The sequence below is a fragment of the Caulobacter sp. GW456-12-1-14-TSB4 genome (genome assembly GCF_059424195.1).
The window spans coordinates 58,265-72,355 of sequence record NZ_JBWKZF010000004.1; the positions used below are offsets into that span (position 1 = coordinate 58,265).

The following is a 14,091-nucleotide window of genomic DNA, read 5'->3' on the forward strand; positions in this document are numbered from 1 at the left end:
CGGTTCAGCGCCGCGACGTGATCATCCCGCGTTCTGGCGTTGCTTGGACGGCTTGGCGCGCGAGGACCCCTTGGTCGTGGCCGTCTCGCCTTCGGATCGGGCCGCGTCGGCGTCCTCCTCGCCGACCTTCTGCTCAACCGTCGCTGAAAAGCGCTGGTAGGCGCCAAGGCCGACCAGGACCAGCACCGCAGCGATCAGTAGGGCGGTCGGGTAGATCAGGTCGCTGACATTGGCGCGCGCGGTCTTGAAGACTACCACCAAAGCTTCGAGGAACAGGGCGATGACGATGGTGGAGAGAAACTTCGTGAGGCTTCGGCGCGCCTCCGCGGCGCTGCGCTTTTCGCTCTCGCGGAAAACCTCCTCCTCGAAGAGGTACTTGGCCACGTCAAACACCGTGACGGCGACAATCACATAACCCAGCACGTCGAGGATCGCGTCGGGTCCCGAATGGTCGCCGCCACGCAGATCGGCGAGGGCCTCGGCGAAGCCGATGACCATCAAGGCGATCGCCGTGATCACCAGCAGGCCGCTGGCGCAGGCGAAGATCAGGCGAGACAGGGCTTTCACGGCGTCGGCTCCATGGCCTAGCCGAACGCGCCAGAGCCTAGGCTGTTGCGCGGCGCATCGCTGCTCCTGGGCGATGCTGGCGCTCGACCTGGATCACGACCTGGCTTGGCGTGGCGAATAGGGACAGGCGTGGGACGGGGGCCGATCGCCCATGCCGACGTCAGGGCCTCAAGGTCCCGTCATCGCCGCGCCCCGGTCCAAGGCGCGTTGCCGGCGCGTGGGTCAACGCTGCCGGCCCCAAGCCAGGAGGTAGTCATAAAGCGCATCGATGTCCTTGGCCGGCAGCTGCGAAAGCCTTTTGCGCGCCGCCACGGCCATTTCGCCGACATCCCGGCCGTCGCGACCTTGGCCTTGGTGGATCAGGGCCTGGAACTGGCCACGGCTATAGGCGCTGACCACGGCAAGGTCCGGCGGGTCGCCCGGCTGCGCGGGTTGAAACCCGCGAAGGCTGGGCGCGTGACATCCGGCGCAGACCGTTCGCGCCAGATAACGGCCCCGTTCGAGGTCGGGGCCAAGACTGGGAGGGGGATGGGCCAAGTCCTCCGCCAAGGTCTGCGACTCGGGGCGCACCTGGCCGGTGAGCACCAAGCGGCTGAAGGTCGGCGTGGTCTTGATGCGCGGATGAGGTTGGCCAACGGGCGGCAGCGATCTTAGAAACGCGACCAGGTCGCCCATGTCGCGTTCGGAGAGGGCCGCGTAGGGCGCGGCGTCCATCTGCCAAAGCCGAGTTCCGTCCGGTCTGACCCCGGTGGTCAGCACCGTGCGCAACTGCGCGTCGGAATAGGCCGGCACGGCCTTCGTGAGATTGGCGCTGTAGAGCACGACGACCTGGTCGTTGTGCGACACCTTGTGGCCGCTAAAGTCGCCGCTGTGGCAGTCCGAGCAACCCAGAACGCGCGCAAGCGCCTTGCCATGCTCCGCGTCCGCGCGCGGCATGGGCTGTGAACACCCCGTCAGGCCAAGCATCAAGTTGGCCGCGATGAGCAAGCTGAACCGAAGCTGCCTGAAGATGGTCGCCCCCGTGTGGAGATCCTAGCCTGACAGCCGTGAGGGTCGCGAGCAAGATACCGGTCTTTTGGTGTTGATCGAAGCGTGCCGTCGGCTCCCATTTTTGGCCCGTTTTGGCGGTCGATGCCGTCGGATCATACCGGCGCCGGCCGAGGTGGGCGCTTGGGAAACCCGAGAGGGGCTGCGGCACGCTCTTGCGCAGCCTGGCACACCGCCGGCGATGCGAGACGCCGCGTGTTGCGCGTGTGTTGCGAGGTCACATCGGGCTGTTTGACTTAAGCGGCGGGGGGAGCCCCACAGAGGGCGCTACAGCGGCGCCAAGCGCGTTCGGTCGGCTGGGAGACATTGCGCCCGCCGATTTTCGAGTATCAAAGCCCGGCGCCGAAAGGGCGCGCCATTCTCGATCGCGACCTCGACCTCGGCCAGAAAAGGCTAAGGCCAAGCTTGCGTCGGCTTCGCGCCTTTTCTACGGCTCGGGTAATGAAGGTTTCACGGCGCGGACGACACCAGAGCATGCAGGATCGACCTTCGCCGCCCCTCGCGGACCCACGATGAACGCCCTCACGCCGCAGGGCCTGAACCTGGACGCCTGCGCCGCCGAGCCGATCCGCATTCCGGGCGGCGTCCAGCCGCATGGGGCTCTGGCGGTGATCGGGGACAGGGGCGAGATCCTGCAGGCCAGCGCCAATCTGTCCGCGTTCCTCGGCTTGCCCGCCAAGCCATCCAGTCTCGCCGCGATCGACCCGGGCGGGGATCTCGCCGGCGAACTGCTGGCGTGGCTGGCAGGCGATGAGGCGATTTTCCTGCGCACGGTCGGTCTCGCCGGCGTGGCCTGGCAGGTGAGCGCCCACCGCGGCGCTCAAGGGGCCATTGTCGAGTTCGAGGCCCCCCCGGCCAGCGAGGGCGAAACCCTCGAAGCGCTCTATCCGCGCCTTCGCCGTTTCGTCACCGCGACCGAAGACGCCCGCGAGGTCCGCGCCATCGCCCAGGCCGCCGTGCGTGAGGTCCGGGCCCTGACGGGCTTCAACCGCGTGATGCTCTACAGCTTCGACGCCGAGGGCGTCGGGACAGTGGTCGCCGAAGACGGTGACGGCGTTTTGCCGTCCTATCTGGACCTGCGCTTTCCGGCCTCCGACATCCCGGCCCAGGCGCGTGAACTCTACCGCCTCAATCGCCTGCGCCTGATCCCGGACGCCAACTATACGCCGTCGCCGATCGAGCCGGCGCTCAGCCCGATCGACGGCCGGCCGCTCGACTTGTCGGATGCGGCGCTTCGAAGCGTCTCGCCGATCCATCTGCAGTACATGCGCAACATGGGCACCCTGTCGTCCATGTCGATCTCGATCCTGGTCGATGGGGCGCTGTGGGGGCTGATCTCGGGCCACAGCGCTCAGCCCCACCTTGTGAACCCGCAAGTGCGAACGGCCTGCGATTTCCTGGGCCAGATCGTCTCGCTGCAAATCGCCGCCCGCGTGCGCGCCCAACTGGCGGCCGATCACGTGGCGGCCAAGCGCACCGAGACGGCGCTGCTCAGCCGGCTGGCCCCGGCGCAAGACTTCCAGACCGGACTTGTCCAGAACCCGGATCTCTGGCTCGACCTCGTTCACGCGCAGGGCGCGGCGCTGGTGGTGGCCGGCGTGGTCTCGGTCGTGGGTCAGACCCCGACGGTTCCAGAGATCGAGCTGCTGACGGGGTGGCTGAAGGCGCGGAGCGAAACGGTGCTGGCCACGGACTCGCTGGCCAGTCTGTGGCCGCCGGCCGAGGTCTTCGCACCCGACGCCAGTGGCGTCCTGGCGATCTCGATCTCTCAGCTGCACCCCGACTACATCCTCTGGTTCCGGCCCGAGGTGGTGCGCACGGTCACCTGGAGCGGCGACCCGACCAAGCCGGTCACCGAAACGGGCGTCCTGCATCCGCGCAAGTCCTTCGAGGCGTGGAAGGAGCAGGTTCGACTGCGCAGCCTGCCGTGGACCGAGATCGAAACCGAGACCGCAGGTGAGTTTCGCAGCGCCATCCAGAACTTCGTGTTGCGGCGGGCCGAAGAGCGCGCGGAGCTGACCGCCGAGCTGGAGCGCAGCAACAAGGAGCTGGAGGCCTTCTCCTATTCGATCAGCCACGACCTGCGCGCGCCGTTCCGGCACATCGTCGGTTACGCCGAGCTGCTCAAGACCAAGGAAGCGGCCCTCGACGACAAGTCGCGCCATTATATCCAGACGATCGTCGATGCGGCCCTGACGGCAGGGCGCCTGGTCGATGACCTCCTGGCCTTCTCGCAGCTCGGCCGCTCGCAGGTGACCCGCGCACCGGTCGACATGCGCAAGCTGGCCGAGGAGACCCGCCGCGCGCTCGAGACCGCCACCGAGGGGCGCTCGGTGCGCTGGGAGATCGGCGATCTGCCCGCAGCCTTTGGCGATGCGGGCCTGCTGCGCCAGGTGATGATGAACCTGGTCGACAACGCCTTGAAATATACCCGGCCGCGCGAGGAGGCCGTCATCACCATCGCCGGCGAGGACCGCGGCGACATGACGGCCTACTGGGTGCGCGACAATGGCGTGGGCTTCGACATGGCCTATGTCGGCAAACTGTTCGGCGTCTTCCAGCGCCTGCATCGGATCGAGGATTTCGAGGGCACGGGCATTGGCCTGGCGCTGTCCAAGCGGATCATCGATCGCCACCACGGAACCATCGAGGCCTATGGGAAGCTTGGGCAAGGGGCCACGCTCCTCTTCACCCTTCCCAAGGCCCCACCGAAAGACGACGAAGGACACTGACGAGACGTGGCTGACCTGCGACCCATCCTCCTGGTGGAGGACAATCCCCGCGACCTGGAACTGACCCTGGCGGCCCTGGCCAAGTGCCAGCTGGCCAACGAGATCATCACCACCCGCGACGGCGCCGAGGCGCTCGACTACGTCTATGCGCGCGGCGACCATGCCGGTCGCCCGGCCGGTGACCCGGCCGTCATCCTCCTCGATCTGAAGCTGCCGAAGATCGATGGCCTCGAAGTGCTGGAAAAGCTCAAGGGCGACAGCAACTTCCGTCAGATCCCGGTCGTTATGCTGACGTCTTCGCGCGAGGAGCGCGATCTCGTCCAAAGCTACGAGCAGGGGGTCAACGCGTTCGTGGTCAAACCGGTCGACTTCAACGCCTTCTTCGAGGCCATCGAGTCCCTGGGCATGTTCTGGGCGATCCTCAACGAGCCACCGCCGCGCTCCGGCCCCGCTGATGGACGGTAGCGCCGCTCGCGCGCTCTGCGCGCTGCTGCTGGAAGACAGCGACATCGACGCCGAACTCGTGCTCGGACACCTGGCCAAGTCTGGCCTGGTCTGCACGATCCGGCGCGCCGTCGACCGCAAGAGCTTCGTCGCCGCCATCGAGAGCGGCGAGTGCGAAATCATCCTGGCCGACTACGCCTTGCCGGACTTCGATGGTCTTTCGGCCCTGACCATCGCCAAGGCCCTGGCGCCGGACACGCCGTTCGTCTTCGTCTCGGGCGTCGTGGGCGAGGAGTTCGCTACCGCCGCGATCAAGCGCGGGGCCACAGACTACGTCCTCAAGCGCAATCTCACGCGTCTGGGCACCGCCGTCGAACGCGCCCTGACCGAGGCGCGCCAACGCAACGAGCGACGCTGGGCCGAAGAGGCCTTGGCCCGCAGCGAGCTCAACCAGCGCCTGGCCATCGAGGGCGCGGGCCTGGGCGTCTGGAGCTTTGATCGCCGCACGGGTCTGCTGTCTGTTGACACGCGGTGCAAGGCGCTGTGCGGTCTGCCCGAGGACGCCGAGGTCAATCTTGGCCAGCTCATGAGCCTGTGCTGGCCTAACGATCGCTTGAAGCTGCGCGCCGCGGCGCGTCGCGCCGCGCGTTCCGGGCACGAGGGGGAGGGGGTCTTCACCCAGGAAGTGGCGATCGACGGCGCCGACGGCCGCGAGCGCATGATCGCCCTGCACGGCCAGGCCGTGTTCGAGGCCGGCGTCTGCCTGCGTTTCGCCGGCGTGGCCAGTGACGTCACCGAGCAGCGGCGCGCCCATGCGGCCCTGGAGCGCCTGAACGAGCGGCTCGAAGCCGAGGTCGAGGCGCGCACCGCCGAACGCGACCGCATCTGGCGGCTGAGCCGCGATCTTTTCGCCGTCCTTGATCCGCGCGGGCGCTTCAAGCAGGTCAATCCGGCCTGGACGGCGCATCTGGGGCACGCGGCTGGCGGCCTGCTGGCCATGCAGCTCTCCGACATCCTGCACGCCGACGACCTGGAGACGGCCCGACACACCTTCGCGGGCCTGGCCGGTGGCGGGTTTGACCGCTTCGACGCCCGGGTCCGTCACGCAGACGGAACCTGGCGTTGGATCGCCTGGACGGTGACGCCCGAGCGCGACGCCTTCTATGTGGTGGGCCGCGACATCACCGAGGAGAAGCTGTCGGCGGACGCCCTGGTCATGACCAACGACCGGCTGCGCGCCCAGATCGACGAGCGCCAGCAGATCGAACAGACCCTGCAGCAGATGCAGCGCCTGGAGGCCGTCGGCCAACTGACCTCGGGCGTCGCGCACGACTTCAACAACCTCCTGACCGTCATCCTGGGCAACATGACCTTCGTCGAGCGCGCGGTCGCCGACTTGCGCGCCGACCCGACGGTCGCGCGCCGGCTCCAGCACATGCGCTCGGCGGCCGAGCGCGGGGCCAGCCTGACCGCTCAGCTGCTGGCCTTCTCGCGCAAGCAGAAGCTGGCCCCCAAGGCGCTGGATCTCAACGAGGCCGTCGGCGGCATGCGCGAGCTGCTGCAGAGCACGATGGGCGGCAGCATCCGCATCGAGACCGTGCTGAAGCCGGCCCTCTGGCCGGCCCTAGTCGACCCGACCCAGATCGAGATGATTATCCTCAACCTGGCGATCAATTCGCGCGACGCCATGGAAGTGGGCGGCGGACTGACCATCGAGACCAGCAACGTCACCATCACCGAGGCGCCGACGCGACCCGAAGAGCCCGCCCCGGGCGACTATGTCGAGCTGTCAGTCAACGACACCGGCCCAGGCATGCCCGACGAGGTGCTGGCCAAGGCCTTCGAGCCCTTCTTCACCACCAAGGCCGTGGGCAAGGGTTCGGGCCTGGGCCTGGCCCAGGTGTTCGGTTTCGCCAAGCAGTCGGGCGGCGGCGTTCGCATCGACACCAAACTGGGCGAGGGGACCTCGGTGAAGGTCTATCTTCCGCGCGCCGCGTCTGACGAGATGACCGCCGCGCCGGGTCATCTGGCGCCGCTGGCCGCCGTCGCCACCGACGCCACGATCCTGGTCGTCGACGACGATAGCGCCGTGCGTGAAATCACCGTCTCGCTGCTGCGCGAGCTGGGCTATGATATTCTCGAAGCGGGCAGCGGCGCGTCGGCCCTGTCGATGCTCGCCGAGCGCCCCGACGTCGATCTCCTTGTGGTCGATTACGCCATGCCCGGCATGAGCGGCCTGGAGACCGCGACCCGCGCGCGCGCCATGCGCCCGAACCTGCCGTGCATGTATGTCACCGGCTACGCCGATCTGGCGGCGCTTCGGGAAGTGGGGGGACAGTCCGTGGTGCAAAAACCCTTCGTCGGCGACGAGCTGGCCCGAAAGGTTCAGGGCGTCCTCGGCGCTCTGGCCGACGACGCCAAGGTCATTTCCCTGGCGGCCAGCCGCTCGCGAGACCCCCGCCGTTAGCGACGCGCTGGGGAATTGATGCCTGGGGCGGATCCGCGGGCGTCCCCGCGGCGGGGAGGGCTAACGGCAACGCTTCGAGGGTCTTGGCGTTATTCGGTGAGCGAGCTTGGCAGAGTGCTGCGGTCCGTTCGCCGTTGAGGGAGGGAAGGCAGGATCGGCGGACACCAAACTGGCGGCGGCGCGTTCTCAGGCCAGACAAGGAGTCTCGCCATGCCCGCCAAATCCGCCGCTCAACAAAAAGCCGCTGGAGCAGCCCTATCGGCCAAGCGTGGCGACACGCCCAAAAGCGAACTGAAGGGCGCATCCAAGTCGATGCTGTCGATGAGCGAAAAGCAGCTCGAGGAGTTCGCCCACACCAAGCGCAAGGGCAAGCCCGAACACGCCGCCAAGGCGTGACGCCACCCCGTCTGCGGTTTGCCGCCCTGACGTTGTCGCTGGCCTGCGCGGCTTGCCAGCCGTTGTCGGACCTCGGCTTCGATCGGCGCCCCGTCTACATCACCGAACCGATCGACGGTACGACCCGCGGGCGCCTGTTGAACGCGGTCGACACCCCCGAGGCTTGCGCGACGTGGCTGGCGGGCGCAGGTCTGTCCTTTCGCCCGGTGGCCGATCGGACCGAAGACACCTATTGCCAGGTGACGGGCGCGGGGAGCCTCATCGACGCCACGCCCAGGACCGATGCGGTCCTGGCGCCGGCCCGGCCGATGATGGCCTGCGACTTGGCCGCCGCCGTGGCGATCTGGCGGCGCCAGTCCGTGGAGCCGGCCGCCCGCGCGCTCCTGGGAACCGAAGTTCGCCAGATCGACCATCTGGGCGTCTACGCCTGCCGCGGTGTCGGCGATCCCATCAGCGGCCGGCCCAGCGCCCATGCCCGCGCGCAAGCCATCGATATCGCCGGCTTTCGCCTGGCCAACGGACGGCGCATCAGCGTCGCGAAGGATTGGGCCGGGGAGGGGGCCGAAGCGGTCTTCCTGCGCCGGGTGCGCGATGACGGCTGCCGGCTGTTTGGCGTCACCCTGTCGCCCGACTACAACGCCGCCCACGCCGACCATCTGCATCTTGAGGCCGGGCGCGGCGGGCTGTGCAGCTAGCTTGGCCGACTAGGCGGGCTGACCGTTCGAGGCCATGACCCCGCCATCGACCGGCAGGATGACGCCGGTGATCTTGCGCGCGTCCTCGCAGGCCAGGAACAGCACGGGACCAGCGATATCGTCGGGATGTTCGGGCGCGCCCAGCGGCATGCGGGCGTTGAACTTCTCGATCGTTTCGGGGTCCTTGAGCATGTCGGCCGTCAGGTCCGTGGCCGTGAAGCTGGGGGCGACGGCGTTGACGCGCACGCCGTGCTTGCCCAGGTCCAGCGCCAGGGCGCGGGTGAAGTTGACCACCCCGCCCTTGGCGGCGTTATAGGCGCTCATCCCCCAGTCGCCGCCCAAACCCGAGACTGACGCGGTATGGACGATGCAGCCTTTCGAGGCGATGAGGTGGGGCAGGGCGGCCTTGGCGCCGTAGAAGACCGCGTCAAGATCGGTGGCCAGCGTCGTCTTCCAGTCCTCGGTCGTGGTGTCGGCGAAGTCCTTCATCACCGCCGTGCCGGCGTTGGAGACCAGCACGTCCAGGCCGCCGAAGCGCGCGACCGCGGCGGCGACCATCGCCTGCACCTGGGCCTCGTCGGAGACGTCGCAGACCTGTACCAGGTTGCGCTCGGCCGCAAGGTCGGCGGCGACCTTGTCGAGCTTTTCCATCGTGCGGCTGACCAGCACGACGTTGGCGCCTTCCTTGGAAAACCGGCGGGCCACAGCTTCGCCAATGCCCGAGCTAGAGCCGGTGACGATCACGGTCTTGCCTTCGAAACGCTGGTCCATGGGAACTCTCGTCTTTGTGGGAAAGGTGAACTAATCGGCGGCCAGATCGATCAGCGCCGCGCCGATCTCGGGGCGCTTGCGCCGGCGCAGATGGGCAGGCGTTTCGGTCAGCACCACTTCAAGCGTCGGGCGCACCACGGCCTTCAGCAGGTGCCCGCCCCGCGTGGAACCATCGCGCAGCCCGACGACGGCGTGGATATGCAGGCTCGCCTGTCCATCGTCACCCAAGGCCACATCGCCCAGCAGGCTGAGCGCTTCGCACTGCTGCTCGACCTCGATCGGGACGTAGGTATTCGTCTCGAAATCAAACCAGCCGACCGTGGCGCTGGAGAAGGCGCCGATCGCGGTCAGGGAGGCGGCGCTGAGATCGGCCTGGCGCGCGAAGGCGGTGATGGCCTCGAAGGCTTCTTCGCCTTCGTCGAGAACCAGCACGATGACGCGCTCGCCCTTCTCGCCCCAAACCGTCTTGGACTTCATGGTCGGCTCCGGCTTTTGGACTGCCTAGTCGATCGTCAGGACGATCTTTCCGCGCACATGGGCCTCTTCCAGCCGCTGATGGGCCGTGGCGACGTCTTCGATCGGGTAGGTCTCCGACACCACCACCTTGACCTTGCCGGCGTCGATCAGGTCGGCGATGTCCTTGAGTTGGGCGCCGTTGGGCTGGGCCGTGTAGCGCGGCGCCGAGCGGGCCTTGTGCGCCGCGGCCTTGGCCTTGTCCGGTTCCTGCAGGGTCGAGACCATGATGCCGCCCTCGCGCAGGACGACCCATGATCGATCCTGGGTCTCACCGGCGACCAGGTCGAAGACCACGTCAATGTCGCTGGCGATGTCTTCGAAGCGCTCGTTCTTGTAATCGATGGCCGTGTCGGCCCCAAGATCGCGGACGAAGTCGAGATCGTCCTGAGACGCCGTGGCGAGGACCGTCGCGCCCTTGGCCTTGGCCAGTTGGATGGCCAAATGGCCGACCCCGCCGGCGCCGCCGTGGATCAGCACCTTCTGGCCGGCCTGCAGGCCGCCATGGTCGAAGAGCCCCTGCCAGGCGGTGATCGCCGCGAGCGGGACGCCGGCGGCGTGGATCAGGTCGATCGAGGTGGGCGCGGCCACCAGTTCGACGGCCTTGACCACCACGAACCGGGCCTGGGCGCCGCGATCCTGGCCGATGAAGGCAAACACCGGATCACCCTTGCTCAGCATGTAGTGGCCGCGCGTTCCGACCGCCTCGATGGTTCCGGCAAGATCGCGGCCCAGCGTGATGGGCAGATCCTTTTCATGATAGGCGGGGTACTTGCCCTCGCGGATCTTGTGGTCGACCGGGTTGGCGCTGGCCGCGGCCACCCGCACCAAGACCTCGTCGTCCTGCGGCTGAGGGATGGCGATCGTCTCGATCGCCAGGACCTCGCGGCCGCCGAACTGGTTGAGGCGCACGGCCGTGTTGGTGACGCTGTCGCTCATCAGGCTTCTCCTGGCATCCGCTCAAAACCGCCGAGCGGCCCAGACGATCCCGACGATGTCGGCCGCGACGCCCCAAACTTGGAGCAGAGGTTGCGCAAGGCCTGAACCTCCAAGCGCCTGGCGTGTTCAGCCAGGATGAAAGCCCTCTCCCTTCTCCCGTCCGCGCTGATCGGCGTCGTCGCCAGCGCTCGCTCCATGACGCCCATGGCCGCTCTAGCGACCGCGCGATTGGCCGGGCGCGCCACGCCCGGCCAGCTCGTCCTGCTGGACCAGCCGCTCTTCAAGTTCGGAGCCCTGGCGATGGGCGTGGGCGAACTCTTCGGCGACAAGATGAAGTCGGCGCCAGACCGGACGGTGTTCCTGGGACTGCTGGCCCGGGTCATGAGCGCCGGTATCGCCGGCGCGGCCCTGGCGCCGCGCGGTCGCGAGCGGACCGGCGCTGCGATCGCCGTCACGACCGCCGTGCCCCTGGCCTATCTGACCCTGGCGGGTCGCAAGCAGGGCATGGCCCGGATCGGCCAAACTCGAAGCGGGCTGATCGAGGACGCGTTGGTGGTGGCGGCTGGCGCCGCCGTCGTCGCCATGACGGTCGGATCAAAGCACGCCTGGTTCGCCAGACGCTGAGCGCAACCCCGCCCGCGCGGTCGAGCCTGACCTTGGCCATCGCGGCGCCACCCTAACGCGGCGGTGCGGGCTGCCCCGCCAAGCGCCCCCGAACGCCCGGAGGTTTCCATGTCGATTTCTCGAGGGACCGGCGCAACGCCGCTCCATCCCCTCCATGCCATTCTGCTGGCGTTTCCGCTGGCGCTGTTCCCATCGGGCTTGGCTTCCGACATCGCCTATCTGAAGAGCGCCTTCGTCCAGTGGACCAACTTCGCCGCCTGGCTGATCGCCGGCGGCTGTTTCTTCGGCGGGCTGGTCCTGGCCTGGGCGATCGTCGCGGCGGTCTTTCCGGGACGCACGACACGTGGACGGGCGTTGGCCTATCTGGCGGCGGTGGCCGTGATGTTCGTCGCCGGCCTCGTCAATTCCTTCCAGCACAGCCACGACGGCTGGAGCTCGGTCGGATCGCCGGGCTTGATCCTGTCGATCGTCTCGACCGTGGCGGCGCTGGTCGCCGGCGCTATCGGCTATTCGGAACAACGCATCGAAGGGATTGCCCGATGAGCGCGCGCTGGCTTCTCCTCGCCGCCTCGGTGCTGGCCCTGCAGGGCTGCGGCCGCAGCGATCCAAGCCTCGACCAGACCGGGGCCGGTAAGCCGCCGCTGCCTGACCAGCAACAGACCCTGCTGCCGCCGATGAAGATCGCCAAGCCGGCCGGCTGGGGCGACGCGGTCCCGACCGCGCCCAAGGGGTTTAAGGTCACGGCCCTGGCCACCGACCTGAAGGTCCCACGCCAGATGCTGGTCCTGCCCAACGGCGACATCCTGGTGGCCGAGGGCGCGGGTGGCGCGCAGGCCCCGAAGGTTCGACCCAAGGACATCATCGCCGGCTACATCAAGGCCCAGGGCAAGACCAAGGTGAAGGGTGGCAACCGCATCACCCTTCTGCGCGACGCCGACGGCGATGGCCGGGCCGAGGTCAAGGAAACGCTGATCGAGGGCCTGAACGCGCCCTACGGCCTGGCCTTCGTCGATGGCCAGCTCTACGTCGCCAACCAGGACGCGCTGCTGCGCTTCCCGTTCCAGCCCGGCCAGACCAGGATCACCGCCAAGGGCGTCGAGGTCACCAAGCTGCCCTCGCGGATCAATCACCACTGGACGAAGTCCCTGGCCGCCAGCGCCGACGGGAGCCAGCTCTATGTCGGCATCGGCTCCAACAGCAATGTCGGCGAGCGGGGCCTGGACGTGGAGGAAGACCGCGCCACGGTGTGGGAGATCGATCGCCTCACCGGCGCGCATCGCCCGCTGGCCCAAGGCATCCGCAACCCCACCGCCTTGGCCATCGAGCCGACGACCAACGCCCTCTGGGCCGTGGTCAACGAGCGCGACGAGCTAGGCCCGCAGCTGGTGCCCGACTACCTGACCGCCGTGCGCGACGGGGCCTTCTACGGCTGGCCCTACAGCTACTGGGGCCAGAACGTCGATCCGCGCGTGCATCCGCAGAAGCCGGACATGGTGGCCAAGGCCACCGTGCCAGACTACGCCCTGGGCTCGCACGTGGCGGCGCTGGGCGTCAGCTTCGCGCGTGACGGCGGCTTTGGCGGCGACTTCAGGGAAGGGGTGTTCGTCGGCGAGCACGGCAGCTGGAACCGCCAGGACCTCTCCGGCTACAAGGTGGTCTGGATCCCGTTCGCGAGCGGTCGCCCGAACGGCAAACCCGTCGACTTCGTCACCGGCTTCCTGGATGGCCAGAAGGCGCGCGGCCGTCCCGTGGGCGTGGCCTTCGATCCGGCCAAGCGTATCCTGCTGATCGCCGACGACCTCTCCAACACCGTCTGGCGGATCGCGCCAGTTCGATAGGCGCACGTTGGCCCGATCATCACGGTTGTGCGGGCTTTGGCGATCTCTCAAGGCCGAGCGGTGATCGGCGCGGCGCTCGCCAGACGCGCTGCTCGGACCGGCGCCTGGCCCATTCAAATCGCTGAGCGATGCAACCGAAATGGGGCTTCGTGCGCTCATGGCTCCGGTAATCGGGAGCCGGGCATGCACGCCTTCGAAATCGAACTGGACGGACGTCCTTATGCCGGGCTGTGGCGCGCCGGTGAGTACGACCGGCTGACCGTCGACAGCGATTTTGGCTCGACCTACGCCTATCTCGACGGACGCGATCCCAGCGCCCTGGCCAGTTCACTTCTGGTCCAGCTGGTGCGCCGCAGCGAGCGACACGCGGGCTAGCAAACGGTGGACGTAAGTCGCCGTGGCCATCACCGACTCTTGGCTCGCCGCCCTGGGCCTCTTGTGGTGGTGACGCTGGCGACGGATGGTCTCTGAAAGCGTGTGCGCCAAGGCGCCGCCGGCGCGGTCCGCGCGTTGGGTTGCCATGAACACTCAGATCGTACGACTGGGCGGCTGCGCCTGCGGTCAGCTCCGGTTCTCGGCGTCGGGTTCGCCTAGGCGTGGCGGGCTTTGCCACTGCCTCACCTGTCGCAAGGCCCACGCCGCCGCCTTCAACCCCTTCCTGGTTTTCGCCCCCGATCAGGTCAGCCTCAGCGGCTCGATGACCGCTTGGGAGAGCTCGCCCGGCTATGTTCGTTACTTCTGCGGGCGATGCGGCTCGCGGGTGCTGGCCATCAACCAAACCGTCGATGGGGGTGAGGAATACGAGCTCTCATTGGGCAGCTTCGACGAGACGGGCCTTTTCGCCCCGCAATATGAGAGCTGGACGTCCCGTCGCGAGCCGTGGTTGCCGGACCTGGCGCTTCCACAGTTCGTTGGCAATCGAGATACGCCCTGATCAGCGGCCTGAGCCTGGTGGCGGGATCGGTCGGATCGTCTATGGCGCGACGGAACGGGCGCCGGTCCAGGTCTGGCGCGTCCCTTTGAACCGTTCCTTCAGGGCGCCAGGCAAGGAAGCGCCC

General features: G+C 67.9%; 15 protein-coding genes. 10 read left to right on the forward strand and 5 right to left on the reverse strand.

Annotated elements, in window-relative coordinates; all coding sequences use genetic code 11:
* Positions 1-21: 21 nt before the first annotated feature.
* Both AC07YH_RS04915 and AC07YH_RS04920 read right to left on the reverse strand, forming a co-directional pair.
* Complete coding sequence (locus tag AC07YH_RS04915) at positions 22-567, reverse strand: GNAT family acetyltransferase (protein WP_494745889.1); 546 nt, start codon at positions 565-567, stop codon at positions 22-24.
* Positions 568-789: 222 nt separating this feature from the next.
* Positions 790-1,503 (reverse strand): c-type cytochrome, encoded by a 714-nt coding sequence (locus AC07YH_RS04920; RefSeq protein ID WP_494745890.1) that lies wholly within the window; start codon positions 1,501-1,503, stop codon positions 790-792.
* A gap of 623 nt (positions 1,504-2,126) precedes the next feature.
* Here AC07YH_RS04920 and AC07YH_RS04925 point away from each other — a divergent pair.
* The 5 genes from AC07YH_RS04925 (at position 2,127) to AC07YH_RS04945 (ending at position 8,348) form a co-directional block, all read left to right on the forward strand.
* On the forward strand, positions 2,127-4,346 hold the full coding sequence (locus AC07YH_RS04925; RefSeq protein ID WP_494745891.1) for an ATP-binding protein: 2,220 nt from the start codon (positions 2,127-2,129) through the stop codon (positions 4,344-4,346).
* Between the two features lie 6 nt (positions 4,347-4,352).
* Complete coding sequence (locus tag AC07YH_RS04930) at positions 4,353-4,811, forward strand: response regulator (RefSeq protein WP_494745892.1); 459 nt, start codon at positions 4,353-4,355, stop codon at positions 4,809-4,811.
* Positions 4,801-7,257: a hybrid sensor histidine kinase/response regulator gene (locus AC07YH_RS04935; RefSeq protein WP_494745893.1), complete on the forward strand. Its 2,457-nt coding sequence runs from the start codon at positions 4,801-4,803 to the stop codon at positions 7,255-7,257. Before AC07YH_RS04930 ends, AC07YH_RS04935 begins: the two co-directional genes overlap by 11 nt.
* Before the next feature lie 210 nt (positions 7,258-7,467).
* Positions 7,468-7,653 carry a DUF3008 family protein gene (locus AC07YH_RS04940; RefSeq protein WP_494745894.1) on the forward strand — a complete coding sequence of 62 codons (186 nt, stop codon included), beginning with the start codon at positions 7,468-7,470 and terminating at the stop codon, positions 7,651-7,653.
* Entirely contained in the window at positions 7,650-8,348 is a 699-nt protein-coding gene (locus AC07YH_RS04945; protein ID WP_494745895.1) for an extensin family protein, read from the forward strand. Before AC07YH_RS04940 ends, AC07YH_RS04945 begins: the two co-directional genes overlap by 4 nt.
* A gap of 9 nt (positions 8,349-8,357) precedes the next feature.
* Here AC07YH_RS04945 and budC read toward each other — a convergent pair whose 3' ends face one another.
* The 3 genes from budC to AC07YH_RS04960 are packed head-to-tail and all read right to left on the reverse strand — an operon-like array spanning position 8,358 to position 10,571.
* Positions 8,358-9,119: a meso-2,3-butanediol dehydrogenase gene (gene budC / locus AC07YH_RS04950; protein ID WP_494745896.1), complete on the reverse strand. Its 762-nt coding sequence runs from the start codon at positions 9,117-9,119 to the stop codon at positions 8,358-8,360.
* A 30-nt stretch (positions 9,120-9,149) separates the two neighbouring features.
* Positions 9,150-9,596, reverse strand: a complete 447-nt coding sequence (locus AC07YH_RS04955) for a PPC domain-containing DNA-binding protein (protein ID WP_494745897.1) — start codon at positions 9,594-9,596, stop codon at positions 9,150-9,152.
* A gap of 24 nt (positions 9,597-9,620) precedes the next feature.
* Positions 9,621-10,571, reverse strand: coding sequence for an NADP-dependent oxidoreductase (locus AC07YH_RS04960; RefSeq protein ID WP_494745898.1), 951 nt, complete (start codon positions 10,569-10,571; stop codon positions 9,621-9,623).
* 135 nt (positions 10,572-10,706) lie between these two features.
* Here AC07YH_RS04960 and AC07YH_RS04965 point away from each other — a divergent pair, with 135 nt between their 5' ends.
* From AC07YH_RS04965 to AC07YH_RS04985, 5 genes are all read left to right on the forward strand, one after another.
* Complete coding sequence (locus AC07YH_RS04965; protein ID WP_494745899.1) at positions 10,707-11,195, forward strand: hypothetical protein; 489 nt, start codon at positions 10,707-10,709, stop codon at positions 11,193-11,195.
* Positions 11,196-11,303: 108 nt separating this feature from the next.
* Complete coding sequence (locus AC07YH_RS04970; RefSeq protein WP_494745900.1) at positions 11,304-11,738, forward strand: DUF2231 domain-containing protein; 435 nt, start codon at positions 11,304-11,306, stop codon at positions 11,736-11,738.
* Positions 11,735-13,033 (forward strand): PQQ-dependent sugar dehydrogenase, encoded by a 1,299-nt coding sequence (locus AC07YH_RS04975; protein ID WP_494745901.1) that lies wholly within the window; start codon positions 11,735-11,737, stop codon positions 13,031-13,033. The genes AC07YH_RS04970 and AC07YH_RS04975 overlap by 4 nt, the downstream gene beginning before the upstream one ends.
* 183 nt (positions 13,034-13,216) lie before the next feature.
* Entirely contained in the window at positions 13,217-13,408 is a 192-nt protein-coding gene (locus AC07YH_RS04980; RefSeq protein ID WP_494745902.1) for a hypothetical protein, read from the forward strand.
* A gap of 145 nt (positions 13,409-13,553) precedes the next feature.
* Positions 13,554-13,967: a GFA family protein gene (locus AC07YH_RS04985; protein ID WP_494745903.1), complete on the forward strand. Its 414-nt coding sequence runs from the start codon at positions 13,554-13,556 to the stop codon at positions 13,965-13,967.
* The last annotated feature ends 124 nt before the right edge of the window (positions 13,968-14,091 follow it).

Excerpts from the sequence above, each read along its gene's own strand:
- AC07YH_RS04920 (WP_494745890.1), bottom strand. The coding sequence starts at position 1,503 with ATGCCGCGCGCGGACGCGGAGCATGGCAAGGCGCTTGCGCGCGTTCTG.
- AC07YH_RS04925 (WP_494745891.1), top strand. The coding sequence starts at position 2,127 with ATGAACGCCCTCACGCCGCAGGGCCTGAACCTGGACGCCTGCGCCGCC.
- AC07YH_RS04935 (WP_494745893.1), top strand. The coding sequence starts at position 4,801 with ATGGACGGTAGCGCCGCTCGCGCGCTCTGCGCGCTGCTGCTGGAAGAC.
- AC07YH_RS04940 (WP_494745894.1), top strand. The coding sequence starts at position 7,468 with ATGCCCGCCAAATCCGCCGCTCAACAAAAAGCCGCTGGAGCAGCCCTA.
- budC (WP_494745896.1), bottom strand. The coding sequence starts at position 9,119 with ATGGACCAGCGTTTCGAAGGCAAGACCGTGATCGTCACCGGCTCTAGC.
- AC07YH_RS04955 (WP_494745897.1), bottom strand. The coding sequence starts at position 9,596 with ATGAAGTCCAAGACGGTTTGGGGCGAGAAGGGCGAGCGCGTCATCGTG.
- AC07YH_RS04960 (WP_494745898.1), bottom strand. The coding sequence starts at position 10,571 with ATGAGCGACAGCGTCACCAACACGGCCGTGCGCCTCAACCAGTTCGGC.
- AC07YH_RS04965 (WP_494745899.1), top strand. The coding sequence starts at position 10,707 with ATGAAAGCCCTCTCCCTTCTCCCGTCCGCGCTGATCGGCGTCGTCGCC.
- AC07YH_RS04970 (WP_494745900.1), top strand. The coding sequence starts at position 11,304 with ATGTCGATTTCTCGAGGGACCGGCGCAACGCCGCTCCATCCCCTCCAT.
- AC07YH_RS04975 (WP_494745901.1), top strand. The coding sequence starts at position 11,735 with ATGAGCGCGCGCTGGCTTCTCCTCGCCGCCTCGGTGCTGGCCCTGCAG.
- AC07YH_RS04980 (WP_494745902.1), top strand. The coding sequence starts at position 13,217 with ATGCACGCCTTCGAAATCGAACTGGACGGACGTCCTTATGCCGGGCTG.
- AC07YH_RS04985 (WP_494745903.1), top strand. The coding sequence starts at position 13,554 with ATGAACACTCAGATCGTACGACTGGGCGGCTGCGCCTGCGGTCAGCTC.